Consider the following 20,662-nt stretch of genomic DNA (forward strand, 5'->3'; position numbering starts at 1 on the left):
TAATACCACATATATGGGAACAGGGAGTTTTGTCATGTCCGACGACACCGCACTTGTGGCCGAGATCGAGGCACTGGGCGAACGTCTGGCCGAGGCCAAGGCCAGCATCACCCGGCGTTTCATCGGGCAGGAACGGGTGGTCGACCTGACCCTGTCGGCGCTGCTTTGCGGCGGGCATGGCCTGCTGATCGGCCTGCCGGGGCTGGGCAAGACGCGGCTGGTGGACACGCTGTCCACCGTGATGGGGCTGAACGGGGCGCGGATCCAGTTCACCCCGGACCTGATGCCCGCCGATATCCTCGGCTCGGAGGTGCTGGAAACCGGCGCCGATGGCGCGCGCGCCTTCAAGTTCATCGAGGGGCCGATTTTCTGCCAGTTGCTGATGGCCGACGAGATCAACCGAGCCTCGCCCCGGACGCAATCGGCGCTGTTGCAGGCGATGCAGGAGAAAACGGTCACCATTGCCGGCGAGGTGCATCCGCTGCCCCCGCCTTTCCACGTGCTGGCGACCCAGAACCCGATCGAACAGGAGGGCACTTATCCGTTGCCCGAGGCGCAACTTGACCGGTTTCTCGTGCAGATCGACGTACCCTATCCCGACCGCAAGACCGAGCGTGACATCGTCATGGCGACAACCGGGATTGCAGAAGGTGAGGCCCACGCGGTTTTCTGTGCCGCGGAATTGATCGCCGCGCAAAAGACCGTGCGCCGGATGCCGGTGGGCGAGGGCGTGGTCGAACTGATCCTTGACCTGGTGCGTGCCTGCCGTCCCGATCAACCCGAGGCCGCCCCCATCGTGCGCGAGAATGTCGCCTGGGGGCCGGGGCCGCGCGCGGCGCAGGCCTTGATGATGACGGTGCGGGCGCAGGCATTGCTGGAGGGGCGGCTGGCGCCCTCGGCCGATGACGTGATCAAGATGGCCGGCCCCGTACTGACCCACCGCATGGCGCTGAGTTTCGCCGCGCGCGCGCGCGGCGAAACCCTGGCCGACCTGATCGAGGTGGTGGCGCGCGACACAATGCGGGTCAAGGCTGCGGCGTGAACGATCCCGCCACGCTCCGCGCCCATGCGGAGGGCCTTGCCGAGGCCCTGCCGCCGCTGCTGGCCGAGGCCGAGCACCTGGCGCAGGCCGTCCTGCTGGGCGGGCATGGGCGACGGCGTGCGGGCATGGGCGACGAGTTCTGGCAATACCGGCCTGTCCATGCGGGAGACGAGGCACGGATGATCGACTGGCGCCGCTCGGCCCGGTCGGATTCGCATTTCGTGCGGGAAAAGGAATGGCAGGCGGCGCAAAGCGTGCTTCTGTGGGTCGATGACGCGGCCTCCATGGGGTTTTCCGGGGAAAGGAACCATCCCACCAAGGCCGAACGCACCCGCGTGCTGGCGCTGGCCGTTGGCGTGTTGCTGATGCGCGGGGGCGAACGCGTGGGGCTGACGGGCACCGGGTTGCCGCCGCGCCGCGGGCCGCTGCAACTGCTGCGCCTGGCCGAGGCCCTGGGCGCGGGCGGCAGCGCCGATTACGGTGCGCCCGACGCAAAGGGAATGCCGCCCCATGCCCGCGCCGTTTTCCTGTCGGATTTCCTGGGCGATCTCGCCCCGGTCGAGGCGGCCTTGACCGAGGCCGCCGACCGCGGCGTCAAGGGCGCGTTGCTGCAGATCCTGGACCCGGCGGAAGAGGCGTTTCCCTTCGACGGGCGCACGATTTTCGAAAGCATGGGCGGAACGCTGACCCATGAGACGTTGAAAGCCGGCGATCTGCGCGACCGCTATCTGGCCCGCCTGGCCGAGCGCAAGGCGCGGCTGGCCGACCTGGCCCGCCTGACCGGCTGGCATTATTCCACCCATCACACCGGCGAGGGCGCGCAAGGGGCGCTCTTGTGGCTCTATCGCGCGCTGGAGCGGAACCGCTGATGTGGACCCTGGGCCCCATAGGATTTTCTGCGCCGCTCCTGCTCTGGGCGCTGGTGGCGCTGCCCGCGCTGTGGCTGATCCTGCGCGCGGTGCCGCCCGCGCCGATCCGGCGGCGGTTTCCCGGCGTGGCGCTGCTGCTGGGGCTGACCGATGACGAGACGCAGACCGACAAGACGCCCTGGTGGCTGTTGTTGCTGCGGATGCTGGCGGTGGGCGCGCTGATCTTGGGTTTTGCGGGGCCTGTGCTGAACCCGCAGGATCGCGAGCCGGGGCGCGGGCCGCTGCTGGTCTTCATCGACGGGACGTGGGCGGATGCGCGCGACTGGGCGCGCCGCATGGACCGGGTCGGGGCTGCGCTGGACGAGGCTGCGCGCGATGGCCGGCCCGTGGCGGTGGTGCAGGCGACGGACCTGCCCGAAATGGGCCTGCCCTTCCAGGCGGCAGAGGTCTGGGCGGCGCGGCTGGCCGGGCTGACCCCGGCGCCCTGGTCGCCCGATCCGCAGGCTTTGAACGACTGGGCCGAGGGGCTGGAAGGCGGGTTCGACACGTTCTGGGTGTCGGGGGGCATGGACTATCCGGGCCGGCGCGACGTGTTGTCGACCTTCGAGGCGTCGGGCGACGTGCGGGTGTTCGAAAGCCCGCGACCGCTTCTGGCGCTGCGCCCCGCCATTTTCGAGGACGGGGCCATCACGCTGACCGCCCTGCGCGCCCGCGCGGGCGAGGCGTCCGAGGTCACGCTGGCTGCCACCGGGCGCGACCCGGCGGGGGTCGAACGGGTGCTGGCCCGGGTGCCCGCCACTTTCGAGGCGGGCGCGACCCAGGCCGAGGCCGCGCTGGTGCTGCCCCCCGAGTTGCGCAACCGGATCAGCAGTTTCTCGCTCGAGGGCGTGCGCTCGGCCGGTGCGGTGGCCTTGACCGACGATAGCCTGAAACGGCGAGAGGTCGCGTTGATCGCGGGACGCGACAACCGCGAGGGGCTGGAGCTTCTGTCGCCCTTGCATTACCTGCAAAAGGCGTTGGTGCCGACCGCCGATATCATCGACGGCGCGTTGGCCGACGTGATCCCGGCCAATCCCGATGTCATCGTTCTGGCCGATCTTGCAACGCTGTCGCAGGCCGAGGCGGAAGGTCTGCGTGCCTGGGTGGAAATGGGCGGCTTGTTGCTGCGCTTTGCCGGGCCGCGGCTGGCCGCATCCGACGTCAGCCGCACCGAGAAAGACCCCCTGATGCCCGTGCGCCTGCGCGCGGGAGGACGCACCGTTGGCGGCGCGATGAGCTGGGGAGAACCAAAGCGCCTGCGCCCCTTTGCCGAGACTTCGCCGTTTTTCGGCCTTGCCGTGCCGGACGATGTCCAGGTCAGCGCGCAGGTTCTGGCTCAGCCCGATCCCGATCTTGCCGAACGTTCCATTGCCGCGCTCAGCGATGGGACACCGCTTGTCACCCGCGTGCGGCTGGGGCAGGGACAGGTGGTGTTGTTCCATGTCACCGCGAATGCCGAATGGTCTACCCTGCCGTTGTCGGGCCTGTTCGTGCAGATGCTGGAACGGCTGGCCGTTTCCACCCGTCCCCAACGCCCCGAGGCGGAAGAACTGGCCGGGACGACCTGGATGGCCGAGGCGGTGCTGGATGGCTTTGGTGCGGTCGGCGAGGCGGGCAGTCGGCCCGGCGTGGCGGGTGAGACACTTGCCGAGGCCCGCCCCGGCCCCGACCTGCCGCCCGGCCTGTATGCGGGCGAGGATCGGCGCCTGGCACTGAACGTGATCGGTGCGGATGTTGCGCTTGCCCCGGCCGAATGGCCTGCCCGCATACCGGTCGAAGGGTTGTCCGTGGCGCGCGAAACGCTGTTGAAAGGGTGGCTGCTTGCCGGGACGCTGGTGCTGCTGGCGGGCGATATCCTGGCCTCGCTCTGGGTGTCGGGGCGATTGCGGGGTACGCGGCGGCCTGGTGTCGTGGCCGCACTGATCCTGGCGCTTCTGCTGCCGGTGGACGGGCAGGCGCAGGCCGACGACGATCTGGCGCTGCGCGCCACCTCCGAGGTGGTTCTGGCCCATGTGGTCACCGGCGATGCGCAGGTGGACGCCATCGCGCAGGCGGGGATGCGCGGGCTGTCGCAGAAGCTGTTCCAGCGCACCTCGATCGAACCGGCCGATCCCATTGCGGTGGACCTGGAAAATGACGAGCTATCCTTCTTCCCCTTCCTCTACTGGCCCGTGACGGCGACCCAGCCGCTGCCCTCGGACGCGGCCTATGCCAAGCTGAACCGCTATCTGCGCACCGGCGGCATGATCCTGTTCGACACGCGCGATGCCAATGTCGCGGGCTTCGGCGGCGGCTCGCCCGAGGGGCGGCGGCTGCAACAGATCGCCCGCCCGCTGGACATCCCGCCGCTGGAACCGGTGCCATCCGATCACGTTCTGACCCGAACCTTCTACCTGTTGCAGGACTTTCCTGGCCGTCACACCAGCCGCGATGTCTGGGTCGAGGCCGCGCCCCCCGAGACGGTTCGCGCCGAGGGGATGCCGTTTCGCGACCTCAATGACGGGGTGACGCCGGTTGTGATCGGCGGCAACGACTGGGCGGCGGCCTGGGCGGTGGATGACAGCGGCGGCGCGCTGTTTCCCGTTGGCCGCGGCTATGCCGGCGAACGGCAAAGGGAAATCGCGGTGCGTTTCGGGATCAACCTGCTGATGCATGTGCTGACCGGAAATTACAAATCCGACCAGGTCCATGTCCCCGCGCTGCTGGACAGGCTGGGCCAATGAGCGGTGCGGTGATCTTTGATCCGCTCTTGCCCTTGCCGGTTTTGTGGGGCGCTCTGGCGCTGGTCGTTGCGATGGTGGGGTTTGCATCTTGGCGGGGGCTGGCGGGCTGGTGGTTGCGCGGGCTGGCTGCGGGGGTGGTTCTGGCGGCGCTTGCCAACCCCTCGCTTCTGACCGAGGAGCGCACCCCCTTGTCGGATATTGTCGTTCTGGTCGTCGACGAAAGTGCCAGCCAGCGGCTGGCCGACCGCCCCGATCAGAACGCCGAGGCGATCGAACGCCTCCGGGCCGAAGTTGCGGCCCTCGACAATACCGAATTACGCATCTTCAGGCTGGGCGATGGCGAGGGGGACGAGGGGACGGCCCTGATGACCACGCTGGCCGAGGCGCTGGCCGAAATCCCGCGCGCCCGGCTGGCGGGTGCGATCCTGCTGACCGACGGTCAGTTGCACGATCTTGACCGTGCCCCCGACATGTCCGCGCCCCTGCATGCTCTGCTGACCGGCCGCGAGCAGGATTGGGACCGCCGCCTGGTGATCCGCAATGCCCCGGCCTTTGCGATCCTGGGCGAGGAATTCACCCTGGCCCTGCGGATCGAGGATCAGGGTGCCGTGCCGCCCGGAACCGCCGCCACGACCCAGATCGCCATCGCCATCGACGGGGCCGAGCCGCAGACCTACACCGTGCCCCTGAACCGCGACCTGGAATTGCCGCTGACGCTGGATCATGCCGGGCGCAACGTGATCCAGTTCTCGGTTGAGGCGCAGCCGGGCGAGCTGACCGACCGCAACAATGCTGCCGTGGTGCAGATCAACGGCGTGCGAGACCGGCTGCGCGTTCTGCTGGTCTCGGGCGAGCCCCATCCGGGGGAACGGACATGGCGTAACCTGCTGAAATCCGACAGTTCGGTGGACTTGGTGCATTTCACCATTCTGCGCCCGCCGGAAAAACAGGATGGCGTGCCGGTCAGCGAATTGTCCCTGATCGCCTTTCCCACGCGAGAGCTGTTTCTTGAAAAGATCGACGAGTTCGACCTGATCGTGTTCGACCGCTACAAGCGGCGCGGTATCCTGCCGATGCTCTATCTTGAAAACGTCCGCGATTATGTCCGGCGGGGCGGGGCGGTTCTGATTGCCGCGGGGCCCGATTTTGCGGGGGCGGATTCGATCTATCGTTCGCCCCTGTCCGAGATATTGCCGGCGAGGCCGACCGCGCGCGTGATCGAGGAAGGTTATGCACCCACGATTACCGAACTGGGCCAGCGCCACCCGGTGACCCAGGGCCTCAAGGCCGAGGCGGGTGGCGATTGGGGCCGCTGGTTCCGCCTGATTGAACTGGAACCGCAGGGCGGACAGGTGGTGATGAGTGGGCCGGGCGAGCGTGCGCTTTTGGTGCTGGACCGGGTGGGAGAGGGGCGCGTTGCTCTTCTGGCCTCGGACCATGCCTGGTTGTGGAGCCGTGGCTTCGAGGGAGGTGGTCCGCAATTGGAATTGCTGCGCAGGCTGGCCCATTGGATGATGCGCGAACCCGAACTGGAGGAAGAGGCGCTCAGCGCCGAGGCCGAGGGCCAGACCATGACGATCACCCGCCGCTCGCTCGGGCGGGGTACGCGCAGCGTGAGCGTGACACGGCCCGATGGTGAAACCGAAACCCTGGCGCTTGACGAGGTTACGCCGGGGCGATTCCAGGCAACCTACGATGGGCCGGAAATGGGGTTGTACCGTCTTTCGGACGACGACCTGGAAACGGTCATTGCGCTTGGTCCTGCCGCCCCGCGCGAGTTCGAGGAAACGATTGCCAGCGGCGACCGGCTGGCCGGGCCGGTTGCCGCCACGCGCGGCGGCATCGTGCCGCTGTCGACAACAAGGGTGGACCTGCGCAGCGTTCGCGCGGGACGTATCGCCGCCGGGCGCGGCTGGATCGGGATCACGCCGCGCGGGGCCTACCTGACGTCGGACGTGCGGATCACGCCCCTGACGCCGGCCTGGGTGTTGCTCGCTCTGGCCGCAGCCTTGAGCCTGGGCGCCTGGCTGCGCGAAGGGCGGCGGCGTTAGGCGCGGCGCTTGGGAGAAGGGGGTGGGGGAACTGCCGGTCGCGATCATCCCTCGGGATGGGTCATCAGTGCCATGCGCGAATTCGAGACGAATTCACGCCGCCACAAAACGAAAAGCGTGATGGCGGTCGCCACCATCAGGGGCACCGCGCCCAGTAGCCAGGCAAGACCTCCCAGTGCGAAATAAAGCGACCGCATCCCCCGGTTGAAGCTGCGCGCGGCGTTGATGTTGATCCTGGCGGCCTGCTCGGCACGATGCTGCGCCTCCGGGCTGCGACCGTCATTGGGCACCGCCGCCATGATCACCGCGCAATAGCCGAACAGACGGTGCGACCAGACGAATTTCAGGAACGCGTTGGCGACCAGAACCAGCAGCGCCATGATCTTGAATTCCAACACGATCGCAGGCGAATCGGGCAGCGTCAGATCTTCGGCAATTCCCAACAGCCGCTCGGTATTGCCGATCAGTGCCAACCCGCCGCCAATGATGATCATCGAGGCCGAGGCAAAGAACGTGGTTCCCTGGCGCAGCGTCGAGAGAATGTTGGAATCGAAGATACGCGATTCGCGAGCCGCAAACTGGCGCATCCATTCCCGGCGGAATCGCGTCATCAGGATCGAGACCGAGGGCCTGCCCGCGGGGGGATGTTCGATCAACCGACCGATGGCAACCCAGGCCGCCAACCACAGCGCAAGGGCCGCGGCATCCAGAGGCGTGAAAAGGGCGAGGCGTTCCAAAAGTTCCATGGCATGACCCTGCCGCAAGGGAATTTCCTTGTCAGCGGGAAATATTGGTTATAATTATTTACCAATATGTACTGGAGTGCGTCGATGGATATGCCCGCGCCCAATGCCGTCGTGATGGCCCGTAAACAAAAGATCGTCGCCCGACTGGCAAGTGTGCTGCCGCGCGACGCAGTGATCGACGATCCCGCCGAGACGAGGGCCTATGAATGCGACGCGCTGACCGCCTATCGCTGTCCGCCGCTTGCCGTGGTGTTGCCATCCTCGACCGAGGAGGTGGCCGCGGTGCTGCGCATCTGCCACGAAGAGGGCGTGCCGGTGGTGCCGCGCGGGTCGGGCACGTCGCTCGCGGGCGGTGCGATGCCGACCGCCGACAGCGTGATTTTGGGTGTGTCGCGCCTGACCGAGGTGCTGGAGGTCGATTACGACAACCGCTTCATCCGGGTGCAGGCCGGGCGCACGAACCTCTCGGTCACCGGCGCGGTCGAGGAGGAGGGATTCTTCTATGCTCCCGACCCGTCCTCGCAACTGGCCTGCGCCATCGCGGGCAATATCGCGATGAACTCGGGCGGGGCGCATTGCCTGAAATACGGGGTGACGACGAACAATCTGCTGGGGGTGACCCTGGTGCAGATGGACGGCACCGTGGTCGAGATCGGCGGCGCCTACATGGATGCGGGCGGCTATGACTGGCTGGGGCTGATCTGCGGGTCCGAGGGCCAGCTGGGCGTGGTGACCGAGGCGACCCTGCGCATCCTGCCGAAACCCGAGGGCGCGCGGCCCGTTCTGATGGGGTTCGACAGCTCCGAGGTGGCCGGGGCCTGCGTCGCCGACATCATCAAGGCGGGCGTCCTGCCCGTGGCGATCGAGTTCATGGACCGCCCCTGCATCCGCGCGACCGAGGCCTTCGCCGGCGCCGGCTATCCCGATTGCGAGGCGTTGCTGATCGTCGAGGTCGAGGGCAGCGCGGCCGAGATCGACGAACAGCTGGGCGTGATCCTTCAGATCGCGCGCAAGCATGACCCGGTGGAATTGCGCGAAAGCGGGTCCGCCGAGGAAAGCGCGCGGATCTGGCTGGGCCGGAAATCGGCCTTTGGCGCGATGGGGCAGATCAACGATTACATGTGCCTGGACGGCACGATCCCGGTCTCGGCCCTGCCGCTGGTGCTGCGCCGGATCGGCGAGATGTCGAAGGAATACGGGCTGGGGGTGGCCAACGTGTTCCACGCGGGCGACGGCAACATGCACCCGTTGATCCTGTTCGACGCGAACAAGCCCGGCGACCTGGAACGTTGCGAGGCGTTCGGGGCGGATATCCTGAAGCTGTGCGTCGAGGTGGGCGGCTGCCTGACCGGCGAGCATGGCGTGGGCATCGAGAAGCGCGACCTGATGAACGTGCAGTTCGACCCGGCCGATATCGAGGCGCAATTGCGGGTGAAGGACGTGTTCGATCCGAAATGGCTGTTGAACCCGGCCAAGGTGTTCCCGCTGGCGGCGACGGCGTCGCGGCGGGCGGGCTAGGGGGCGCTGCCCCCTCTTGTCCTGCGGACAATTCACCCCCGGGGTATTGGGACCAAGAAGAATGATCAGACTCGAGACAGAGGCCGACCTGGCCGAGGCGGTGGCGACGGCCGAGGGGCCGCTGCGCATCCTGGGAAGCGGCACGCGGCCCGTGGGCCGGCCGCTGGAGGGCACGGCGCTGTCGGTGGCGGGGCTGACGGGCGTGGAGCTTTACGAGCCGGGTGCGCTTACACTGGTGGTGCGGGCGGGCACGCCGCTGGCCGAGGTCGAGCGCGTGCTGGCCGCCGAGGGGCAGCGGCTGGCCTTTGAGGCGATGGATCACCGCGGGTTGCTGGGCACCGGGGGGGAGCCGACGATCGGCGGGGTGGTGGCGGCGAATGTTTCGGGGCCGCGACGCATCCAGGCCGGCGCCTGCCGCGACGCGCTGATCGGGGTGCGCTTCGTCGACGGGCGGGGGCAGGTGGTGCGAAATGGCGGGCGGGTGATGAAGAACGTTACCGGCTATGACCTGGTCAAGCTGATGGCGGGCAGCCGCGGCACGCTCGGCGTGTTGACCGAGGTGGCCTTCAAGGTGTTGCCCGTGCCCGAGGCGGTGGCGACGGTCACGCTGTATGGCGCGGGACGGGACGGGGCCTTTGACGCGATGACGCGCGCGCTGAAAAGCCCGTTCGAGGTATCGGGCGCGGCGTGGGTGCCTGGCGCGGCGGCGGTGCATCTGCGGCTGGAGGGCTTTGCCGGGTCTGTGGCCTATCGCGCAGAACGGCTGACAGCGCTTCTGTCGGATCTGGGTGAGATCGCGGTCGAGACCGGAACGGAGGCCAATGCTGCCCTTTGGCGGACGATCCGCGATGTCGAGGCACTGGCCGACCTGCCCTATGTCTGGCGGGTGTCTATGGCGCCCGGGGCGCTGCGGGCCGGTATCCGGGGCGATCTGGACCGCACAGCGCGGGTCGAGCGGCTCTACGACTGGGCGGGCGGCCTGTGCTGGATCGGGATGAGCGCGGAACAGGCCGCCGAATATGCGCCGCTTTATGGCGCCGATGACGCGGCGTCGGGGGCGATCCGATTCCACCGCGACCTGCAAGAGGCGATGGCCGATCCCGAGTTCGGCGGCGGGCACGCGACACTGGTAAAGGCGCCGGAAGAGGTGCGTGCGCAGGTCTCGGTGTTCCAGCCCGAGCCCGCGCCGCAGGCCGCGCTGGCCCGTGGCCTGCGCGCGCAGTTCGACCCGCGCGGTATCCTGAACCCCGGGCTTATGGGCTGAGATCATGCAGACGAATTTTTCCCAGGAACAACTGGACGATCCCGGCATCGCACGCGCGAACGAGATCCTGCGCGCCTGTGTCCATTGCGGGTTCTGCACCGCGACCTGCCCGACCTACCAGGTGCTGGGCGACGAACTCGATTCCCCGCGCGGCCGGATCTACCTGATCAAGGACATGCTGGAAAACGACCGGCCCGCGGACGAAAAGACCGTCAAGCATATCGACCGCTGCCTGTCCTGCCTGGCCTGCATGACCACCTGCCCCTCGGGGGTGCATTACATGCACCTGGTCGACCACGCCCGCGCCCATATCGAAAAGACCTACAAGCGGCCCTTTACCGACCGGGCGCTGCGCTGGGTGCTGGCGCATGTGCTGCCCTATCCGGCGCGGTTCCGGCTGGCGATGCGGCTGGCGAAGATCGGCAAGCCCGTCGCCGCGCTGCTGCCCGATGCGCGGATCAAGGCGATGATGGCGATGGTGCCAGAGACCCTGCCGAAGCCCAGCCCGAACGACGCGCCGCAGGTCTTCCCGGCGCAGGGCGCGCGCAAGATGCGGGTGGCGCTGTTGACCGGCTGCGCGCAGCGGGCGCTCGATACCGATATCAACGACGCCACCATTCGGCTGCTGCGGCGGCTGGGCTGCGAAGTGGTGATCGCGCGCGGCATGGGCTGCTGCGGGGCGCTGACCCATCACATGGGGCGTGAACAGGACAGTCACGCCATGGCCGCCCGCAACATCCGCGCCTGGGGGGCCGAGATCGCGGGCGAGGGGCTGGACGCCATCGTCATCAACACCAGCGGTTGCGGCACCACGGTCAAGGATTACGGCCACATGTTCGCGGGTGATCCGCTGGCCGACCAGGCGCAGGCGGTGGCGGATCGCGCGATGGATGTGTCCGAACTGCTGGCCCGGCTGGACCTGCCGGCAGGCGCGGGCGGCCTGCGCGTCGCCTATCACGCCGCCTGTTCGCTGCAGCATGGCCAGCAGGTCAAGACCGCGCCCAAGGACTTGTTGAAACGCGCGGGCTTCGAGGTCGTGGAGCCTGCCGACAGCCACCTGTGCTGCGGCTCGGCCGGCACCTACAACCTGCTGCAGCCGGAGATTTCGGCGAAGCTCAAGGATCGCAAGATCCGTACCCTGGAGGCCCGCGCGCCCGAGGTGATCGCGACAGGCAATATCGGGTGCCTGATGCAAATCGGTTCGGGCACCGAGGTTCCGGTGGTCCATACCGTGCAATTGCTGGACTGGGCGACCGGCGGGCCGTGGCCGCGTGCGCTGGAACTGACGCCGACCTGAGGCCGCGCCATAATATTGCTCCGTCCCGCCGCTAGCGTGGCACTGACCAGGAGGTTGGCGATGCCGCGCAAGACGGTGATGTTCTCGATACTTTGGCTCTTGTTGCTCTGGGTGTCCCCGGCGGCGGCAGGGTCCACCTTGCAGGTCTTGCAGACCGGCGACGATGCGCGCGGGTGGCAAGCGGTCGGACGGCTGGAACTGGGTGGCGGCGGGTTTTGCACCGGAACGCTGATCGCCCCCGACCTGGTTCTGACCGCGGCGCATTGTCTTTACGACACCGATAGCGCGAAGGCGATTGATCTGGGCCGGGTCCGGTTCCTGGCGGGGCTGCGCAATGGCCGGGCCGAGGCCTACCGTGACATCCGGCGCGCGGTCGTGCATCCGCGCTATCAAGATCTTGACGCCGACCGGATGACACGGGTCGCCAATGACCTCGCGTTGTTGCAGCTGCAACACCCGATCCGCCTGCCTGGCCTGGTCCCTTTTGCTACCGTTTCCGACATCTCTGCGGGAGACCCGGTCGACGTGGTGTCCTATGCGCGTGAACGCGAAGAGGCGCCATCTCTGGAACAGTCCTGTCGCGTGATGGCCCGGCGCACGGCGATTCTCGTCCTGTCGTGCAGCGTGGATTTCGGGGCCTCGGGGGCTCCGGTTTTCCATGTTGACGGCGGGGTGGCACGTATCGTCTCGGTGGTTTCGGCCAAGGCCGACAGCAACGGCCAGCCGGTCGCCCTGGGTGCGCGGGTGCGCGACGAGGTGGCGGTGTTGCAGGCCCGTCTGGCGGCGGATGAGGGCGTGATCGGCCCCGGCGTGCCGCCGCTGCGCCGTTTTGGCCAAGGTACGGCGCGAGGAACGGGCGGGGCGAAGTTCGTCACGCCCTGACTCGCCTTGAAAGCTCGCGAACCCATTCCCAGATCGAGTCCGCGGGTGCCGAAACGGGCCCGCTTGGTCCCAATCGGCCCATCCCGAAAGGGCAGGCTTGGCAGGACCTTCATCGCTCAAGAGAGGATGTAACATGCGACATTACGATTTCGGCCCGCTCTACCGGGCAACAGTCGGCTTTGACCGTGTGGCCGACATGATGGACCGGGTGCTGTCCAGCGACATGACCCAGCCCAGCTATCCCCCCTACAATATCGAGAAGACCTCTGAGGACAGCTATCGCATCTCGATTGCCGTGGCAGGCTTTGCCGCCGAAGAGCTTTCGGTCGAGGTCAAGGAGGGCGCGCTGGTGATCGCCGCACGCAAACACCCCGAAGACTGCGAACGCACCTACCTGCATCGCGGCATCGGCACCCGCGCCTTCGAGCGCCGCTTCGCACTGGCCGACCACGTGCGGGTCAGTGGCGCGGCCCATGCCGACGGCATGTTGCATGTCGAACTGGGGCTCGAGATGCCAGAGGCGCTCAAGCCGCGCAGGATCGAAATCGTCAGCGGCCCGGCGCGTGTGCTCGACGCCAGGCAGGACATGGCCGATCCCCCCGCGGGGGATGGTGCGCCGGTCTGAGGCCGCACTCGGACCGGTCCGTCCGCAGGCGTTGGTTTGCGCGCGGCCTCGCACGCGTCTCAAGGCGCAGTCCGGGCGCTTTTCCGGTCCCCCGTCTTCTTCTTGGGTCAAATACCCCGGGGGTCCGGGGGCAGCGCCCCCGGTTTTTCGTTCTGCCCGTCGGGCTGCGTGATCTGTCGCTGCGCGGGGCCGGCCCCGCTGGCATGCAATTTCAGTCCGGCGGCTGGCTGAATTCCGCGGTATCCGCGGCGACCGCCAGAAGCATGTCATCCATCAGGGTTGGATCGGCGGCGTGGACCCTGCTCCATGTCGGTATGAAGGGCATCTCGGCGGGACTGTCTAGAAAGACCTGGCCGGCCTGCATGATGTTCGTCGCGAACAACTCTATTATCTTTTCTTCGCGGTGCCGGTCCAGGTTCAGCCCGTTCATCGCGGCATCGTTGTAATAGCCCTCCAGCATGTCCAGCGCGACGCGGTAATAGGTGGCCTTGAGCGTGCGAAAGATCTCTTCGCTAAAGACCGTGCCATCTGCGGCCAGCTTTCGAAAGATCGACTTGCAGATGTCGATGGACATGCGCGACAGGCCCTTGGCGGTGTCTTCTTCCGATACCGGTTGATGCTTGTGGTCGTAGGTGTCGGCGATCTCAACCTGGCAGACCGATTGCGGCGCGAGGTTGCGCCAGGCCTCGGACAGGACGCCGATTTCCAGCCCCCAGTCCGAGGGGATGCGCAGATCGGGCAGCGGCGCGGTGCGCATCGCGAATTCGCCCGATAGCGGATAACGGAAAGACCGCAGGTAATCGAGGTAATCGCGATCTCCGATCACCTTTTTCAAGGCGATCAGGATCGGGCTGACCAAGAGGCGGCTGACGCGCCCGCCCAGCTTTCCATCGGCGATGCGGGGATAATATCCCTTGGCCAGTTGGTAGGGGAAATTGGGATTGGCCACGGGATAGACAAGCCTTGCCAGCATCTCTCGCGAGTAGGTCAGGATATCGCAATCGTGCAGGGCAACCACCGCGCTGTCCTTGCAGGCCATGACATAGCCAAGGCAGAACCAGACATTGCGGCCCTTGCCCGGTTCGCCTGCATTCAGGCTGAGCGCCTCCAGCCGGGCGTGAATGTCGCGCATCCGCGGACTGTCGTTCCAGATCACCACATGGTCCTGTGGTAACCGGCCGAAAAATTTCAGCGCATGCGCGTATTGATCGCCATCCGCGCGGTCCAGCCCGATGACGATGCGGTGCAGGTAGGGCACCTGGGCCAGTTCGTTCAGGATCTCGGGCAGCGCGTCGCCTTCGAGTTCGGAAAACAGCGAGGGCAGGATAAGCGTGATCTTGCGGCTTTGGGAAAAGGTGGTCAGCGCATGGGTCAGCGCCTCGGGCGTGGTCGATCGCAGGTTGTGCAGTGTCGTCACGTTGCCGTTCTGATGAAAATCCGCCACACGCTTGCCTCCGCTGCCTCACATGCCGAATTCAGTCATAACGCGTTCGATCGCCGCGTTCCAACCTTTCGGGCCGGGCGTGTCGATACGGTGGATATGGCCATGCGGTTCGCCCCTGAGCATGGGCAGGGGCGGGTGCGCCGGATTGGCGATCACAAAGCCCATATCGGCCTGTTCCAGCATCTCGGCATCGTTGGCCGCGTCGCCAAGGGCAACGATAAAGGGCGTACGGTGGCGCGCGGCGATCTCTGCCATGCGCCCGGCCTTGGTTCCGCCGAAAGACAGCGTCAGGAACCGTCCGCCCTCGCGCGCGGTCACGCCCTGGGCGCGCAACGCGGCGACAAAGGCAGCCTTGCCCGTATCGTCGCCCGACCACAGGCCCGGCTCGGAATGCTGGCGCCGGGCGGCGCGGGCGGCATGGGTTTCGGGCAGGCCGGTGCGGCGTGCGATCTCGGCCACGTCCCAATCTCCGAAGCCCCGGTACTGGGCACGCAGTGCGGCGGGCACCCGGTCCAGCGCGGCGCGCAATTCCGCGTAACGGCCACCGCCTTGCGGCGGTTCGGCCCTGCCGGGCTCCAGGATGCCTGCCCCGTTTTCCACGATGGCTGGAAAGGCGCATAGCCCCAGTTCGCACCGCAGCGGCGCGATTTCGGCGGCGGTTTTCGACGAGGCGAGGATGACCGGTATGGCCGCGGCCCTGAGCCGGTCCAAGGCCGGGCGCGCGGGGGCGTGAGAATAGGTGTCGTGGTCCAGCAGGGTGCCGTCGAGGTCGGTAAAGATCAGCAGGGCGGGGCGGGGCATCATTTGTCTCGGATCGTCTATCGTCTTGCCAGATTATGTATTTTTTAACAAAGTGCCACCCTTCGCGCTTGCCCCTTGCCCTGTTCGCGCGCCGATGCCTTACTGGGGTCAAGGGGGGCGCGATGGACCGGCCGATCTTCCGCATGCAAGCCGTCACCAAGGTCTATGATACCGGCGGCACCAAGGTGCATGCGCTGGCAGGCGTCGATCTGGACCTGTTCGGCGGTGAACTGGCGGTGCTGCTGGGCCCCTCGGGGTCGGGCAAGTCGACGCTTCTGAACATACTCGGGGGGCTGGACCATGCGACAAGCGGGCATGTCTGGTTCCGCGATCTCGATCTGAGCGTTCTGAAAGAGAGCGCCCTGACGCGTTATCGCCGCGATCACGTGGGATTCGTGTTCCAGTTCTACAACCTCGTGCCATCGCTGAGCGCGCGCGAGAATGTCCAGCTTGTCACCGATGTGGCGCGTCATCCGATGCCGCCTGACGAGGCGCTGGCACTGGTGGGCCTCGATCACCGGCTTGACCATTTCCCGGCGGAATTGTCGGGCGGCGAACAACAACGCGTCGCGATCGCCCGCGCCATCGCCAAGCGGCCCGAGGTGCTGTTATGCGACGAACCGACCGGCGCGCTGGATAGCAAGACCGGCGTGCAGGTGCTTGAGGCGATCAGGGATATCAACGAGCGTTTCGGGACCACGACCATCGTCATCACCCATAATGCGGCAATCCGAAAGATGGCCCATCGGGTGGTGCGTTTCCATGACGGACGGATCACCGGGGTCGAGGTCAACCAGACCCGCCTTGCCCCCCGTGACATCTCGTGGTGAGCGGAATGCAGGCGCTGGACAAGAAGCTGTTTCGCGATTTCCGGCGGCTCTGGGCGCAGGTGCTGGCGATCGCGCTGGTTCTGGGCTGTGGGGTGGCGATCTTTCTGACCTCGTTCGGAATGTACCGCGCGCTGGAGGATACACGCGCGGCCTATTACGAACGAAATCGTTTTGCCGATGTCTTTGCCGAGATGCGTCGCGCGCCCGCGATGCTGGTCGGCGAAATCGCCGCGATCCCCGGCGTTGCAGCCGTCGAGAAGCGGGTGACGGGCACGGTTGTGCTGGACATTCCGGGGCGGGTGGAAACCGCCATGGGGCGGGTGATCTCGATCCCCGATACAGGCCTGCCCCTGCTCAACCGTCCCGTCTTGCGCGCGGGGCGCCTGCCGGACCCGTCCAGCAATACCCAGGTCGCGGTGAACGAACCTTTTGCCAAGGCGCACGGGTTTCGTCCTGGCGACGGTTTTGCCGCCATGATCAATGGGCAGAAACGGCAATTGACCATCACCGGCACGATGCTGTCGCCCGAATTCATCTACACGATCGGGCCAGGCCAATTGATGCCGGACAACAAGGGGTATGGCATCTTGTGGATGCCGGAACGCGCGGCCGCTGCGGCCTTTGACATGACGGGGGCGTTCAATTCGGTCAGCTTGAAAACCGCCCGCGCGACGAACGAGGCAGAGGTGATCGACCGCCTCGACAATTTGCTCGAGTCCTATGGCGGGTTCGGGGCCCATGGCCGCGATATCCAGCTTTCCAACAGTTTCATCGACGCCGAGATCGCCTCGCTTAGGGCGACGGCGGCGGTTTTGCCTCCTGTTTTCTTCGGCATCTCGGCATTTCTCGTGAACATGGTTCTGGGCCGGATCGTCGCGTTGGAGCGCGCGCAGATCGGCCTGATGAAAGCGGTGGGCTATACCAACCGCGAGGTGGCGACGCATTACCTGATGCTGGCTGGGCTGGTGGGGCTGGCAGGTGTCGTGATCGGCTGGGCCGCGGGCAGTTGGCTCAGCCATGCGCTGGCGGTTCTATACGCCGATTTCTTTGACTTTCCCTACCTGGTCTACCGCGTATCGCCCGATGTTTATGCCATCTCGGCGGCAATCGCGTTCGCGGCGGCGGGCCTGGGGGCATTGCGCGCGGCCCTCTCGGCGACGCGCCTGTCGCCCGCGGTGGCGATGGCCCCGGCCGCGCCACCGCAATTTTCGCGCGGGGGGATCGACCGGCTGTTGGGGGCGTTGCGCCTGTCGCAGCCGGCGATGATGGTCCTGCGCGGCATCCTGCGCTGGCCGTTGCGTTCGGGGCTGACGGTGGTGGGCCTGGCGCTGGCGGTGGCGGTGATGATGGCCGCGACCTTTACCGACGATTCTATGGATGAGATCATTGACGGCTTTTTCTACCAGTCGAACCGACAGGACGCATTGTTGCTGTTTTCCGAGGACAGGCCCGCCTCGGTGCTGGAAGAGGTGCGCCGCCTGCCGGGTGTTCTGGCCGTAGAGGGGCACCTTTATCTTGCCGCGGAGTTGCGCCACGGCCACTTGTCAAAACGTACCCCGGTCGAGGCTCGTCGTCCCGACAGCGACCTGTCGCGCGCGGTGGATACGGCCGGCAAGGGGGTCGTGCCGCCGCCCGGCGGGCTGGTGCTGTCGCGGCGGCTCGCGGCCGCGCTGAAGGTGGAGCCCGGCGACCTTCTGGAGGTGGAATTCCTCGGTTCCCGACGCCAGACCCATCTTTTGCCGGTGAGCGGGCTGGCTGTGCAGTATCTCGGCCTTGGCGCCTACATGGATTACGATACCGCCAACCGTCTGTTCGGCCAGGCCCCGCAGGTCAGCACTGCCTCGATCCTGGTCGATTTCGCGCAACAGGATGCGTTGCATGCCCGGCTCAAGGATCTGCCGGGGCTGACAGGGACGATCATGCTGACCGATGCGCGCCGCTCGTTTCGGGACACGCTGGCCGAGAACGTACTGATCATGATGGCGGTTTACGCCACCATCGCGGTGCTGATCACGGTGGGCGTGGCCTATAACGGGGCGCGGGTGCAATTGTCCGAACGCGCGCGCGAACTTGCCAGCCTGCGCATCCTGGGGTTCAGCAAGGCAGAAGTTTCCGCCATCCTGATCGGTGAGACCATGCTGTTGGCGTTGCTGGCCCAGCCCTTGGGATGGATGCTGGGTTGGGGGATCGCGCTGGCGATCACGGCGGGGTTCTCGTCAGACCTTTACGCCGTGCCGTTGGTGTTGCGCGCGTCCTGTTTCGCCACGGCCAGCCTGGTGGTTCTGGGCGCAAGCCTGGGCGCGGTGCTGATCGTGCGGCGGCGGGTGGACGGGCTGGACCTTGTCGCGGTGATGAAAACGCGGGAGTAAGCGATGAAACTGTCTGCGCGAAACCTGGTCACGGGCGCGGTGTTGGCGGCTTTGCTGGGCGGGCTGGTCTACACTGCACTTCGCAGCCCGCCGGTGCCCGTTGACCTGCATGTCGTGACACGTGGCCCGATGCAGGTCACGGTGAATGCCGATGGCAAGACGCGCATCCGCGACATATACGAGGTGGCCGCCCCTATCGCCGGCACCGCGCGCCGATCCCCGGTGGAACCAGGCGACCGGGTGGTCGCAGGTGAAACGGTCGTTGCGGTCGTGGAACCGGCGGCGCCGACACTGCTGGACAGTCGCGCGAGGCGCGAGGCCGAGGCCGCCGTGAACGAGGCGCGGGCTGCACTGCACCTGTCCGAAACCGACCTGCGCAAGGCCGAAGAGGATCTCGCATATGCCCAAGGTCAGTTCGAGCGGGCTCAGGCCCTGGTCGAAAGGGGCGTTTCGTCGATAACCCGCCTGGAAGATGCCGGCCAACAGCTTGCCATCGCGAGGGCGGCCCGCGATGCCGCGGCCTCGGGCCTGGACATGGCCGAAAGTTCGCTCGAACGCGCCCGCGCCGCGCTGAGCCCGCCCCGGGAGGATGCGTCGGGTTCGTTCAACGGGGAGTGTTGCGTGCAGATCCACGCGCCTATCGACGGCACGGTTCTCGAGGTTGACGTGATCTCGCAACGCCCCGTCGGCATCGGGACGCGGCTTTTGGCGATCGGCAAGCCTGACGACCTGGAAATCGTCGCGGACCTTTTATCCGCCGACGCGGTGCGCCTGCCGCCCGGGGCGCAGGCCAGGGTAGAACGCTGGGGCGGCGCGGGTGTTCTTGATGTGCGCCTGCGCCGGGTTGAACCGGTGGCGTACACCAAGGTCTCGGCCCTGGGAATCGAGGAACAACGCGTTGATGCGCTGTTCGATATCCTGACCCCGCCTGCCGAGCGCCCCGGCCTGGGCGAGGGGTTCTACGTCTTTTTACGCATCGTCGAATGGGAAACGGACGATGCCTTGCAGGTACCGCTTTCGGCGCTGTTCCGGCATGCCGGGGGCTGGGCGGTCTTTGCCGTGCAGGACGGCATCGCCACCCTCGCCCCTGTCGAGATCGGGCGGCGCGGCGAAACCATGGCAGAACTGCGATCGGGTCTTGCAGAGGGCACCCGCGTCGTCACCCACCCCTCGGATGCGATCGTCGATGGCGGTGCGGTACTCGATCGCGCCAGGCTTCAGTAACGCTGGGGCACATACAGGTCGTCAGGCAGCACCTTGCGCTCGTAATCGGGGTTGAACACCCGCTCCGGCAATTCGACCCTTTCGCCGGGCACCTCGGCATAGGGTATCTGGTCAAGAAGGTGCGCGATACAGTTCAGCCGCGCGCGTTTCTTGTCGTTGCCGGGCACGATGTACCAGGGCGCCTCGGGGATGTTGGTGCGCGCCAGCATTTCCTCCTTGGCCTTGGTGTAGTCTTCCCAGCGGACGCGGGATTGCAGGTCCATCGGCGACAGCTTCCACTGTTTGAGCGGGTCGTGAATGCGCATCAAGAACCGCAGCTGCTGTTCCTCGTCGGTGATCGAGAACCAGTACTTGATCAGGATGATGCCCGAGCGCACCAGCATCCGTTCGAAATCTGGCACGTCGTCGAAGAACTGCTCGACCTGATCCTCATCGGCAAAGCCCATCACCCGTTCGACGCCCGCGCGGTTGTACCAGGATCGGTCGAAAAGAACCATCTCGCCGCCCGCGGGCAGGTGTTCGACGTAGCGCTGGAAATACCACTGTGTCTTTTGCCGGTCCGATGGTGCGGGTAGGGCGACCACGCGGCAGACGCGCGGGTTCAGCCGCTGGGTGATCCGCTTGATCGTGCCGCCCTTGCCGGCGGCATCGCGCCCTTCGAACAGGACGACGACCTTGGCCTTGCTGGCCTGGACCCAGTCGTGCAGCTTGATCAGCTCGGCCTGAAGCCTGAGAAGTTCAAGCATGTAATCCCGACGCGGCATCGTGTCGGGGTGCTTGAACTTGTAGAGCTTTTTCAATTCCAGCGTCGGCAGCGTGTCCTCGAGATCGATTTCGAGATCTTCGATCAGCGTGTCCTCGAGTTCGGAAGAGACCCAATCGTCGTAGAGTTGGGCCAAGTCGTCGGATCTGGTCATGTCAAAACCTCGCGCGTGCCT

At 66.5% G+C, this 20,662-nt stretch carries 16 protein-coding genes; 12 read left to right on the top strand and 4 right to left on the bottom strand.

The window, feature by feature from the left end:
- Window positions 1-34 precede the first annotated feature (34 nt).
- From EV663_RS00385 to EV663_RS00400, 4 genes are read left to right on the top strand one after another with little or no spacing between them, the layout of a single operon-like run.
- On the top strand, window positions 35-1,042 hold the full coding sequence (locus EV663_RS00385) for an AAA family ATPase (protein ID WP_132949791.1): 1,008 nt from the start codon (window positions 35-37) through the stop codon (window positions 1,040-1,042).
- A complete protein-coding gene (locus EV663_RS00390) occupies window positions 1,039-1,911 on the top strand; it encodes a DUF58 domain-containing protein (protein WP_132949792.1) in 873 nt (290 codons plus the stop codon). The genes EV663_RS00385 and EV663_RS00390 overlap by 4 nt, the downstream gene beginning before the upstream one ends.
- Window positions 1,911-4,673 (top strand): DUF4159 domain-containing protein, encoded by a 2,763-nt coding sequence (locus EV663_RS00395; protein WP_132949793.1) that lies wholly within the window; start codon window positions 1,911-1,913, stop codon window positions 4,671-4,673. Before EV663_RS00390 ends, EV663_RS00395 begins: the two co-directional genes overlap by 1 nt.
- Window positions 4,670-6,724 (top strand): hypothetical protein, encoded by a 2,055-nt coding sequence (locus EV663_RS00400; protein ID WP_132949794.1) that lies wholly within the window; start codon window positions 4,670-4,672, stop codon window positions 6,722-6,724. Before EV663_RS00395 ends, EV663_RS00400 begins: the two co-directional genes overlap by 4 nt.
- 44 nt (window positions 6,725-6,768) lie before the next feature.
- On the opposite strand, the gene EV663_RS00405 is transcribed toward EV663_RS00400, so the two are convergent.
- Window positions 6,769-7,470, bottom strand: a complete 702-nt coding sequence (locus tag EV663_RS00405; protein WP_132949795.1) for a DUF599 domain-containing protein — start codon at window positions 7,468-7,470, stop codon at window positions 6,769-6,771.
- 84 nt (window positions 7,471-7,554) lie between these two features.
- Between EV663_RS00405 and EV663_RS00410 the strand changes: the two genes are divergently transcribed.
- From EV663_RS00410 to EV663_RS00430, 5 genes are all read left to right on the top strand, one after another.
- Entirely contained in the window at window positions 7,555-8,988 is a 1,434-nt protein-coding gene (locus tag EV663_RS00410; protein WP_132949796.1) for an FAD-linked oxidase C-terminal domain-containing protein, read from the top strand.
- A 64-nt stretch (window positions 8,989-9,052) separates the two neighbouring features.
- Window positions 9,053-10,252, top strand: a complete 1,200-nt coding sequence (locus EV663_RS00415) for an FAD-binding protein (RefSeq protein WP_132950382.1) — start codon at window positions 9,053-9,055, stop codon at window positions 10,250-10,252.
- 4 nt (window positions 10,253-10,256) lie between these two features.
- Window positions 10,257-11,549, top strand: coding sequence for a glycolate oxidase subunit GlcF (gene glcF, locus EV663_RS00420; protein ID WP_132949797.1), 1,293 nt, complete (start codon window positions 10,257-10,259; stop codon window positions 11,547-11,549).
- A gap of 60 nt (window positions 11,550-11,609) precedes the next feature.
- On the top strand, window positions 11,610-12,431 hold the full coding sequence (locus tag EV663_RS00425; RefSeq protein ID WP_243697834.1) for a trypsin-like serine peptidase: 822 nt from the start codon (window positions 11,610-11,612) through the stop codon (window positions 12,429-12,431).
- A gap of 133 nt (window positions 12,432-12,564) precedes the next feature.
- Entirely contained in the window at window positions 12,565-13,056 is a 492-nt protein-coding gene (locus EV663_RS00430; protein ID WP_132949798.1) for an Hsp20 family protein, read from the top strand.
- 211 nt (window positions 13,057-13,267) lie between these two features.
- On the opposite strand, the gene EV663_RS00435 is transcribed toward EV663_RS00430, so the two are convergent.
- Window positions 13,268-14,500: a glycosyltransferase family protein gene (locus tag EV663_RS00435; protein ID WP_132949799.1), complete on the bottom strand. Its 1,233-nt coding sequence runs from the start codon at window positions 14,498-14,500 to the stop codon at window positions 13,268-13,270.
- A gap of 18 nt (window positions 14,501-14,518) precedes the next feature.
- Window positions 14,519-15,301, bottom strand: coding sequence for an HAD-IIB family hydrolase (locus tag EV663_RS00440; RefSeq protein WP_132949800.1), 783 nt, complete (start codon window positions 15,299-15,301; stop codon window positions 14,519-14,521).
- A 122-nt stretch (window positions 15,302-15,423) separates the two neighbouring features.
- Between EV663_RS00440 and EV663_RS00445 the strand changes: the two genes are divergently transcribed.
- The 3 genes from EV663_RS00445 to EV663_RS00455 are packed head-to-tail and all read left to right on the top strand — an operon-like array spanning window position 15,424 to window position 19,724.
- Window positions 15,424-16,131: an ABC transporter ATP-binding protein gene (locus EV663_RS00445; RefSeq protein WP_132949801.1), complete on the top strand. Its 708-nt coding sequence runs from the start codon at window positions 15,424-15,426 to the stop codon at window positions 16,129-16,131.
- 5 nt (window positions 16,132-16,136) lie between these two features.
- Complete coding sequence (locus EV663_RS00450) at window positions 16,137-18,500, top strand: ABC transporter permease (RefSeq protein ID WP_132950384.1); 2,364 nt, start codon at window positions 16,137-16,139, stop codon at window positions 18,498-18,500.
- Window positions 18,501-18,503: 3 nt separating this feature from the next.
- Window positions 18,504-19,724, top strand: a complete 1,221-nt coding sequence (locus tag EV663_RS00455; protein WP_132949802.1) for an efflux RND transporter periplasmic adaptor subunit — start codon at window positions 18,504-18,506, stop codon at window positions 19,722-19,724.
- Here the strand turns inward: EV663_RS00455 and ppk2 are convergent.
- Window positions 19,718-20,641 carry a polyphosphate kinase 2 gene (ppk2, locus tag EV663_RS00460; protein WP_132949803.1) on the bottom strand — a complete coding sequence of 308 codons (924 nt, stop codon included), beginning with the start codon at window positions 20,639-20,641 and terminating at the stop codon, window positions 19,718-19,720. The two genes, EV663_RS00455 and ppk2, sit on opposite strands and share 7 nt — an antisense overlap.
- Window positions 20,642-20,662 lie beyond the last annotated feature (21 nt).

Origin of the sequence: Rhodovulum bhavnagarense (genome assembly GCF_004343505.1) — a bacterium.
Taxonomy (GTDB): domain Bacteria; phylum Pseudomonadota; class Alphaproteobacteria; order Rhodobacterales; family Rhodobacteraceae; genus Rhodovulum; species Rhodovulum bhavnagarense.

Excerpts from the sequence above, each read along its gene's own strand:
- EV663_RS00385 (WP_132949791.1), top strand. The coding sequence starts at position 35 with ATGTCCGACGACACCGCACTTGTGGCCGAGATCGAGGCACTGGGCGAA.
- EV663_RS00395 (WP_132949793.1), top strand. The coding sequence starts at position 1,911 with ATGTGGACCCTGGGCCCCATAGGATTTTCTGCGCCGCTCCTGCTCTGG.
- EV663_RS00400 (WP_132949794.1), top strand. The coding sequence starts at position 4,670 with ATGAGCGGTGCGGTGATCTTTGATCCGCTCTTGCCCTTGCCGGTTTTG.
- EV663_RS00405 (WP_132949795.1), bottom strand. The coding sequence starts at position 7,470 with ATGGAACTTTTGGAACGCCTCGCCCTTTTCACGCCTCTGGATGCCGCG.
- EV663_RS00410 (WP_132949796.1), top strand. The coding sequence starts at position 7,555 with ATGGATATGCCCGCGCCCAATGCCGTCGTGATGGCCCGTAAACAAAAG.
- glcF (WP_132949797.1), top strand. The coding sequence starts at position 10,257 with ATGCAGACGAATTTTTCCCAGGAACAACTGGACGATCCCGGCATCGCA.
- EV663_RS00425 (WP_243697834.1), top strand. The coding sequence starts at position 11,610 with ATGCCGCGCAAGACGGTGATGTTCTCGATACTTTGGCTCTTGTTGCTC.
- EV663_RS00430 (WP_132949798.1), top strand. The coding sequence starts at position 12,565 with ATGCGACATTACGATTTCGGCCCGCTCTACCGGGCAACAGTCGGCTTT.
- EV663_RS00440 (WP_132949800.1), bottom strand. The coding sequence starts at position 15,301 with ATGCCCCGCCCCGCCCTGCTGATCTTTACCGACCTCGACGGCACCCTG.
- EV663_RS00445 (WP_132949801.1), top strand. The coding sequence starts at position 15,424 with ATGGACCGGCCGATCTTCCGCATGCAAGCCGTCACCAAGGTCTATGAT.
- EV663_RS00450 (WP_132950384.1), top strand. The coding sequence starts at position 16,137 with ATGCAGGCGCTGGACAAGAAGCTGTTTCGCGATTTCCGGCGGCTCTGG.
- EV663_RS00455 (WP_132949802.1), top strand. The coding sequence starts at position 18,504 with ATGAAACTGTCTGCGCGAAACCTGGTCACGGGCGCGGTGTTGGCGGCT.
- ppk2 (WP_132949803.1), bottom strand. The coding sequence starts at position 20,641 with ATGACCAGATCCGACGACTTGGCCCAACTCTACGACGATTGGGTCTCT.